Below are 8,049 nucleotides of genomic sequence, written 5' to 3' on the forward strand. Positions count from 1 at the left end.
TGGTTTTTTGAAAAAGCTGGCACCCGGAAAGCTTTTTTATCCGTATGTTACCATAAACGACGCCACGGTGGCGTCGAACCACCCCGTCAGTGCGACGGCGCGCAGGGATGGCCACCCACCTGCGCCACGATCTGGTCAATGACGTGGTAATCCACCGCCAGGGCGGCGGCGTCATCATCGGATTTCGGGGTGGCGGACAGCACGACCGCCGTCACGTCATTGCGCGGGTCGACCAGCATGAACTGCGCGCCAAGGCCGATCGCCGCCATGCGGTGGCAGCTTTCGCCACTGGCGTACCAGAAGCTGCGGTAGCCGCCCTGTTCAAAGCCGGGAAAGCCCTGCGTGATTTCCGGCCCACGCCCGTCACGCGCCCAGACCGCCCGGTCCGCGCGGTGGTACAGGGCGTCGACCGCCGCGGCGGGCACGACCTGGCGGCCATCGACCTGCCCGCCATGCAGCATCATCTGCGCGAACAGGGCCATGTCGCGCAGGGTGGCGTTCATCCCGGCGGATGCATAGGCTTCGTGCGATCGGTCCAGCACGTAATAGGCATCATCGCGCGCGCCCATCGGCATCCATATCCTGTCCGTCAGCAGCGTGGACAGCGGCTTGCCCGTCGCGCGTTCCAGCACCCACGCCACCACATTCGCCCCCTGGTCCAGATACAGGAAATGTTCCCCCGGCGGCCCATGCGGGTGGTGCAGGGTGGCCAGCCACGCATGCAGGTCACGCGGGCTGTCGGGGTGGGGCGGCAGCCAGCCGCCCGCGCGGTCGCTGTCCTCATAATCCAGCGCGCCATTGGCTTCCGATTCAAAGACCCGGTCCGATATCTGCATGTCCAGCGCCTGGCGCAGCGTCGCGCCATCATAATTCGTCCCGCGCATTTCCGGCAGCCATGACGTCAGTTGCCGTTCGGGATCGATCGTGCCCGCGGCGATCAGGATTTCGGCCAGCGTGCCAAGCATGGATTTCGACATGGACATGATCAGGTGCGGCGCGCGCTGCTGGTCGGGGCTGGCGTACCATTCCACCACCGGCCTGCCGTGCTGCATCACCATGAACGCATCGACATGGTTGCGCGACAGGACCTGCGCCAGCGGCGTCACCCTGCCGCCGTCGTGATCCGTAACCCGCCACTGCGCGGCCGGGCGGGCAGGGGCGTCGGGCAGGGGTTGCGGCATCAGGGCATGGGGGATGTTGGCGCTGGGGAATATCTCGCGCATGTGCCGCCATGACCATGCATTATATGGCCCCCAGTACCAGTGCGCCAGGTCAACCTGGCCGGAAAGCGCCGTCATGTCCGGCGCGGCCCGGGCCGCCACCGGCGACAGGGCAAGGGTCAGGCCCGTGCATAACAGGCGCAGGGAAAACCGTAATCCGTAACCGTGCCGTAACCCGCGCATGCCGTTGCCTTTTCCTGTTATGATGGCTGACGGTCCCGAATTCCGGGTTTGTTGTCAATCCGTATCGTCTGGCGGGGCTGCGGCGATATGTCCGGCAGGTTATGGCATCCGCCGCGCCAACGCGGTAACACAGGCAGACAGCGTCAACCCACAGCGAACAGGGAAAGCAGCACCGTGAATATTGATGGCCATATCGTCCTGCCAGACCGGGTCATGCCGGGCCGTGTCGTGTTCGATACCTCAATTACCGATGTGCGGCCCCTGTTGCACAACGTGCCCGACCGCTACATCCTGCCCGGATTCATTGATGCCCATGTCCATGGCGGCGGCGGGGCCGATACCATGGATGGCCCGCTGGCGATCCGGGACATGGCCATGTTCCATATGGCGCAGGGCACCACCACGCTGCTGCCCACCACCATGACCGCGCAATGGTCGGACATAACCGAGACGCTGTACGCGGTGGCCGAGATCATGCGCAGCGGCATACCCGGCGGCCCCGGCATTCCCGGCGCGCACCTCGAAGGTCCCTTCATCAGTCCCCACCGGCGTGGCGCGCAGCCCGCCCATACCCTGCCGCCCGCGCCCGCGCGGGTCAGCGCGGTGATCCGCACCGGGGCGGTCAGGCTGGTGACGCTGGCGCCGGAAGTGGAACACGCCGATACCGCCATCCAGCAGTTCGTCCAGGCGGGCATACGGGTCAGTATCGGCCATACGCAGGCGGACCATGAACAGGCCGAACGCGCCATATGCCGCATATGCGGCGCGGGCGGCGTGGCCGGGGGCACGCACCTGTTCAACGCCATGCCGCCGGTCATGGCGCGCGCGCCGGGTCCGGCCACGGCGCTGATGTGCAGCGACGATGCCTATGCCGAGATGATTTTCGACACCCACCATGTCCATCCCGCCCTGTTCCGCCTTGCGCACCGGGTGATGGGGCGGCGGCTGGTGTTCGTGACCGACGCCATGCGCGCCACCGGCATGGGCGATGGCCCCAGTTCGCTGGGGGGGCAGGACGTGATGGTGCGCGACGGCGTGGCCCGCCTGCACGACGGGACGCTGGCGGGCAGCGTGCTGACGCTGGACCAGGCCCTGCGCAACGCCATCCAGGCCGGGGCGTCCCTGCCGCAGGCGGCGGCCCTGGTCAGCACGCATGCGGCGGGCTGGCTGGGGCTGCATGACCGTGGCGCCATCATGCCCGGACGCCGCGCGGACATGGTGGTGCTGGGGCCGGACCTGATGGTGCGCGAAGTCTGGGTCGCGGGCCGCCGGAGCGCCTGATTCTGACAAAAGTTCTTGGTGAAGCTTTTTTCAAAAAGCTTCGAAGAACGCCGCCTTTTTGAAAAAAGACGGCGCCCGGAAACGTTCATTTCCATCAACGCCATTGTCCGTACGGCACGAACAGGGACGGCCTGATGCTTCAGGCCATATTACGGCAGTTGACGCCGTATCCGGCACGTGGGCGGCGGTCATGGCCATGGCGCGCATTTACGCTGGCCCGATGGGGTGGGGCGGCCTAATACTCATTCCCCACCGCATCACCGCATCAAGGATCACCCCCGGCCCGATGGCCCCCGATACCGCTTACCATTCCCCTAAGGTCGCCTTGTGTCCCGGCTGGAACTGACAACGTGCCAGGAACGCGCGCTGGCGGAAATCCTGACCGCGCGCGAAACCTGCGCCACCCACCTGTTGACCGGCTATGCCGGGACGGGCAAGACCACGCTCATGCAGCGCGTGGCCCGCGCGCTGCGCAAGCAGGGGGCGGATGTGGTCTTTACCGCCGCGACCCACAAGGCCACCGCCGTGCTGAAGGCGCGCGTGGGCAGCCTTGCGCCATGCCGCACCATCCACAACGTCCTGTCGCTGCAACCCGGCACGCAGGATGGCGGGCGCGAGGTGCTGCTGCGCGCCGACCGGCCCGAGCCGATCACGGCTGATGTCATCATCATCGACGAATGTTCCATGGTGGGGTCGGAACTCATGCGCTGGGTGCGCGAACTGGTGCCCGACCGTTTCGTGCTGTTCGTGGGCGACCCCGCCCAGCTTCCGCCGGTGGGGGAGGCGATCAGCCCGTCCTTCGCCATCCGCTCGGCCTCGCACCTGGAAACGGTGGTGCGGCAGGCGGCGGGCAACCCGCTGGTCGCCGCCGCCACGGCCATACGCGAAAGCCAGGGCGGGCCGCTGGACTGGTCATGGTGCCGCGCCAGCCACCATGGCGGCGCGGGCCTGTTCGTGCCGCGCGCGCCCGATGCGTGGATGCAGCGCGCCTTTACATCCGACGAATTCCGCGCCGACAGCGACGCCTTCCGCTACCTGTGCTGGACCAATGCGCGGGTCGAGGCGGTCAACCGCATGGTGCGCCACTGGGTGCATGGCGGCGAGACGCCAACCCCCTTTGTCGCGGGCGAGCGCGTGATCGCCCGCGCGCCGGTCATGGATGTGGAAGGGCGGCGCGTTGTCGTGGCCACCAATGAGGAGGCGGAGGTGATCGACATCCGCCCCGCCATCCTGCGCCATGCCTTTCCCGCCACGTCAAGGGTCGCGGGCTGGACCACCGAACTGCCGGTGCATGACGTGGTGCTGCGCACCCTGACGGGGGAGGACGTGCCCGTGCCCATCCTGCGGCCCGGCGCGGACATGGCGGCCGTCGAACGCCGCCTGCGGCGCGAGGCGGCGGAGGAACGCGCGCGCTGGCAGCACCGTTTCGTATTCCGCCGGGGCATCGGGCGGTTGCAGGCGGTCTACGCCATGACCGTGCATACCGCGCAGGGCAGTACGTTCGGGCGTGTGTTCGTGGATATAGGCGACATTACCCGGCGCGCCGCGACCAACGTGCTGGAAACGCAGCAACTGCTGTACGTGGCGGCCACGCGGCCATCCACCGCCCTGATCCTGACGGGCCTGCCCGGTCATCCCCCGCCGGGAAAGGGCTGAATCCGGCCCGCGCCCGTGTGCCGGCATATCCCGTATCGGATGGTCGTGGGGGCATTGATACGCCCGGTAGATAGAAAATATTTCAAACTATGTATTGATGCTGCGCCATCGGCGCTCAACATATGGTGATATCATAAGGAGTTATAGACCATGAGCGAACATCGCGTCCCCCATGCCGCCGGTTCCATCCATGACCTGGTGCGCAAGGCCACCCATTCCCCCGCCATCATGACGAAGGCGGAAACCATCCGTCTGGCCGAACACGTGCTGAAGGGCGGCGAGCACGCCACGGAGGAGGAACAGGCCATTGCCAAAAGGGCGGCACTGGACCCCGAAGGTGTCAATGCCGCGGAAATCGAACTGCTGGGGGCAGGCGCGCGGCCGCCAAAAAATAAGCTGCCGGCCACGGCATGACGGCGAGGGGGCGGATGCGCGGGTGCGTATCCGCCCTTTTGCATTTCCGTGCCCGCGCGGCCCCGATCCATGGCCCGCATCACCCCGCCGCGCGGGTATGCGGGGCGGCTTCCTCCATGCCCCATGCGGGCATCCGCCCGGTTTGTCATCCGCATTGCCCCAACCGTCGGGGTATCGGCCCGGTGCGGCCTGTTTCGCGCCCGCGATGCTGGCGGTTTTCATGCCCTTTGCCTTCGGCGCTTTCGCCCCCGGGTCGTGCGACCGGAAAACCGCGTGCGGCGTGGGGAAACCCGGCATGGGGGCATGATTTCGACCGGCGGGAATATTTTTTTGTTATATCAACAGTATTTTCGACCATATTATTTCACAACATTTCAAGATACTTTCATGAATTGTTAAATTATCCGCACGATATTGACGGTTCATGCTTACGGCATGGAAGGCATGTCGATCGGCATGCGCCAGACCGCCCGTAATGGCATGGTGGACGTACGTAACAGATGGAAAACCGTAACCGCCTGTCCGGCACAGGTGGCATGATTATCTGACCAGACCCGGCCTTTTACACTGACCACGCGGGTGTAGGCAGGCCGCCCATCCCCCAATCATCGCCGGACAGGGGACACCGGGCACCCACGAACCGCGCCGGGCGCATCGCACCCGGCCGCGGCAGGCGAGGCAACCGCACTGGCGCCGTACCCGGCGGGCAACAGGCCCCGGCGGCGCAAGGGGAGACGAACTGCGCGATCCATTGCCGGACGCGGCGCATCCGGCACGGGCCGGTGGCCGGGCGTCATGGCTGTCGCGGGCGCGGCGGCGTGGGATCGTATGGTGGAATACTTACGGTACGGGCGATGGCCCCCACCCGACAATTACACGCAAATATAAAACGTACGGAAAAACAAACAATTCGTCTGTTTATGTTGCATTAATTTTACAAATTAACTTATGGCAAAAATATGTCTTTAATCAGAACTGTCGCACTCCTGTCGGAAACAGGAAAAAATCGAAATGTCCCTGATACAGCCACATAATCCCGCGGCCGGAGCGGAACGCCACTATGGCGACCGGCAGGAATTCATGACGGAAAGCACGCCTGCCAACATGCATTTCCATGTGGTGAGTGGCGGGGCACGCCTGTTCAAGTCACTTCCCGACGGGCGGCGGCAGATCATCGGTTTCGCCAGCAGGGGGGATGTGCTGCCGGCCTATCCCTGCACGCATTATCACTATAGCGCCGAGGCCATGCACACGCTGCGGGTCGCGTGCGTGCCAGCACCCTACCTGCGGCACCTGCACGAAACCTCGCCCGGCGCATGCGCCGCCTCACTGCATACCGCGCGCCAGCTTTTGATCGGGTTGCATGGCCGGCTGCTGATGCTGGGGCGGCAGACGGCGCGCGAACGGCTGGCCGCGTTCCTGATCGGGCAGGGAACCCGCATGGGACAGGACGCGCTGTGGCCCGTCGATCCCGCCATCTCCCGCGCCGACATGGCCGATTTCCTTGGCCTGACGACCGAAACGGTCAGCCGCCTGCTCAGCGCCTTCCACCGCGAAAAGCTTATTTCCCGGCAGCGGCGCGCCATACACATCCTCGACCTGGACCGCCTGCGCGCGATCGTGGCCCATTCCGGATGACAGCGAAGAAAGACAGCCCGCAGATGCCCGAGCTTACAGCCCTTACCACCGAAATCCTGCTGCCCGCGCTGGAACAGGCAATCGACGCCACGGTCATCATCGGCCAGGATAACGAGATCATCTTCTACAACAATGCGGCGGAATCACTATGGGGCATCCCGCGCGCCGAGGTGATGGGCCGCAACGTGGACTGCCTGGTGCCCATGCGCCTGCGCCACGAACATGACCGTTACATCGACAGCAACCGCAAAAGCGGGCACAACCGCATTGTCGGCACGTCGCGCGAAGTCGAATTCACGCGCGCGGATGGCGAATACATCTGTGGCGAACTGTCACTGTCGAAAGTACAGATCACCAGGAAGGCCCGGAAGCTGACCTATTACATGGGCGTGATGAAGAACGTCACGGAGGAAAGCCAGCGCCGCAAGATCCTGATCCTGCAGAACGACGTGTTGCAGGCCCTGGCCAGCGACATGCTGATACAGGATATCGGCAAGCTGATCTGCCGCAAGGTCGAAGCCTTCGTGCCCAATTCCGTCGCCGCCCTGCTGGTGCTTGATGACACGCAGCCGTGGCGGGTGATCTGCACATCCGCCCTGCCGCCGCGCATCCGCAACGCGCTGGAAGCCACCGTGCCGTCGCCCGCCGATGTGGAGAAGCTGCGCGCCAACACGTCCTATACCGGCCGGCTGGTGTGGGACAATTACCAGTCCATGTGCCGCTCACTGGGGCTGCAATCGTGCTACGCCGCCCCCGTGCTGGCGGGTGACGGGCGGATCACGGGCATTTTCGCGCTGTACCTGCGTGAATCCAACCAGCTTGGCGCCTGGCCCCAGCGGCTGGTCGGGTCGTGCCTGCCGTTCTGCGCGCTGGCGCTGGAACAGCACGCCACCAAGACGCACATGACACAGCTTGCGCGTTATGATTCCCTGACCGGCCTGCTGAACCGTGGCGCGCTGCACCGGGTGATGGAGGACATCATAGCCCGGCCGGGCAACCGGACGCTGGCGATCTTCATGCTCGATATCGACCGCTTCCGCGATATCAACGACGCGCTGGGCCATGTCTATGCCGACCAGTTCCTGGTCGAGATCGCAGGCCGCATCCGATCCATTTCCAGGGATGACTACGTCATCAGCCGCGCCGGCGGGGATGAATTCGTGGTGGTGGTGCCTGACTGCGAAGGCAGGCGGATCGAGGAAATCGCCCAGCAGCTTCTCGACACCATCGGCCGCCCGCTACAGATCGGCCAGAACACGCTGTCCATTTCGTGTTCCATCGGCATAAGCACGTTCCCCGCCAACGGGCCGGACAGTGAATCGCTGCTAAGCCATGCCGACACCGCCATGCGGCAGGCCAAGGAAGACGGGCGCGGCACCTTCTGCTTCGCCAACCTGGAAAAGAACCAGGTGGCGCAGGACCGGCTGGTGCTGGGGTCCGCGCTGCGCGATTCGCTGGCCAAGGGCATGCTGCAACTGCATTACCAGCCGCAGGTGCGCACGCATACGCTCGAACTCAGTGGTGTCGAGGCCCTGTCGCGGTGGCGGAGGAAACCGGCCAGATCGAGGCCATTGGCCGCTGGTCGCTGCTGGAAGCGTGCCGCCAGATCGTGAAATGGGACCGCGACGGCATCCATGTGCCCACGGTTGCGGTCAAC

The 8,049-nt window shown here is 65.2% G+C and carries 5 protein-coding genes and 1 pseudogene; 5 read left to right on the forward strand and 1 reads right to left on the reverse strand.

All coding sequences use genetic code 11. The features are described from left to right. Positions 1-86: 86 nt before the first annotated feature. Entirely contained in the window at positions 87-1,403 is a 1,317-nt protein-coding gene (locus CFR76_RS14880; RefSeq protein WP_244191971.1) for a serine hydrolase domain-containing protein, read from the reverse strand. 174 nt (positions 1,404-1,577) lie between these two features. Here CFR76_RS14880 and nagA point away from each other — a divergent pair, with 174 nt between their 5' ends. The 5 genes and pseudogenes from nagA to CFR76_RS14905 all read left to right on the forward strand — a co-directional run. Then, on the forward strand, positions 1,578-2,684 hold the full coding sequence (gene nagA, locus CFR76_RS14885; RefSeq protein WP_110557703.1) for an N-acetylglucosamine-6-phosphate deacetylase: 1,107 nt from the start codon (positions 1,578-1,580) through the stop codon (positions 2,682-2,684). Between the two features lie 327 nt (positions 2,685-3,011). Beyond that, complete coding sequence (locus tag CFR76_RS14890; RefSeq protein ID WP_110557704.1) at positions 3,012-4,340, forward strand: ATP-dependent DNA helicase; 1,329 nt, start codon at positions 3,012-3,014, stop codon at positions 4,338-4,340. A gap of 150 nt (positions 4,341-4,490) precedes the next feature. Further along, a complete protein-coding gene (locus tag CFR76_RS14895; protein ID WP_110557705.1) occupies positions 4,491-4,754 on the forward strand; it encodes a hypothetical protein in 264 nt (87 codons plus the stop codon). A gap of 1,011 nt (positions 4,755-5,765) precedes the next feature. After that, the gene (locus CFR76_RS14900; protein WP_110557706.1) at positions 5,766-6,392 is read left to right on the forward strand and encodes a Crp/Fnr family transcriptional regulator; all 627 of its coding nucleotides are present in this window, start codon (positions 5,766-5,768) and stop codon (positions 6,390-6,392) included. A 23-nt stretch (positions 6,393-6,415) separates the two neighbouring features. Then, positions 6,416-8,049: pseudogene (locus CFR76_RS14905) on the forward strand (diguanylate cyclase domain-containing protein); the annotation flags it as partial.

Origin of the sequence: Komagataeibacter swingsii, assembly GCF_003207895.1 — a bacterium.
In the GTDB taxonomy this organism is placed as follows: domain Bacteria; phylum Pseudomonadota; class Alphaproteobacteria; order Acetobacterales; family Acetobacteraceae; genus Komagataeibacter; species Komagataeibacter swingsii.

What these genes read in the sequence shown, in the direction of transcription:
- CFR76_RS14880 (WP_244191971.1), bottom strand. Translation starts at nt 1,403, where the DNA reads ATGCGCGGGTTACGGCACGGTTACGGATTACGGTTTTCCCTGCGCCTG.
- CFR76_RS14895 (WP_110557705.1), top strand. Translation starts at nt 4,491, where the DNA reads ATGAGCGAACATCGCGTCCCCCATGCCGCCGGTTCCATCCATGACCTG.
- CFR76_RS14900 (WP_110557706.1), top strand. Translation starts at nt 5,766, where the DNA reads ATGTCCCTGATACAGCCACATAATCCCGCGGCCGGAGCGGAACGCCAC.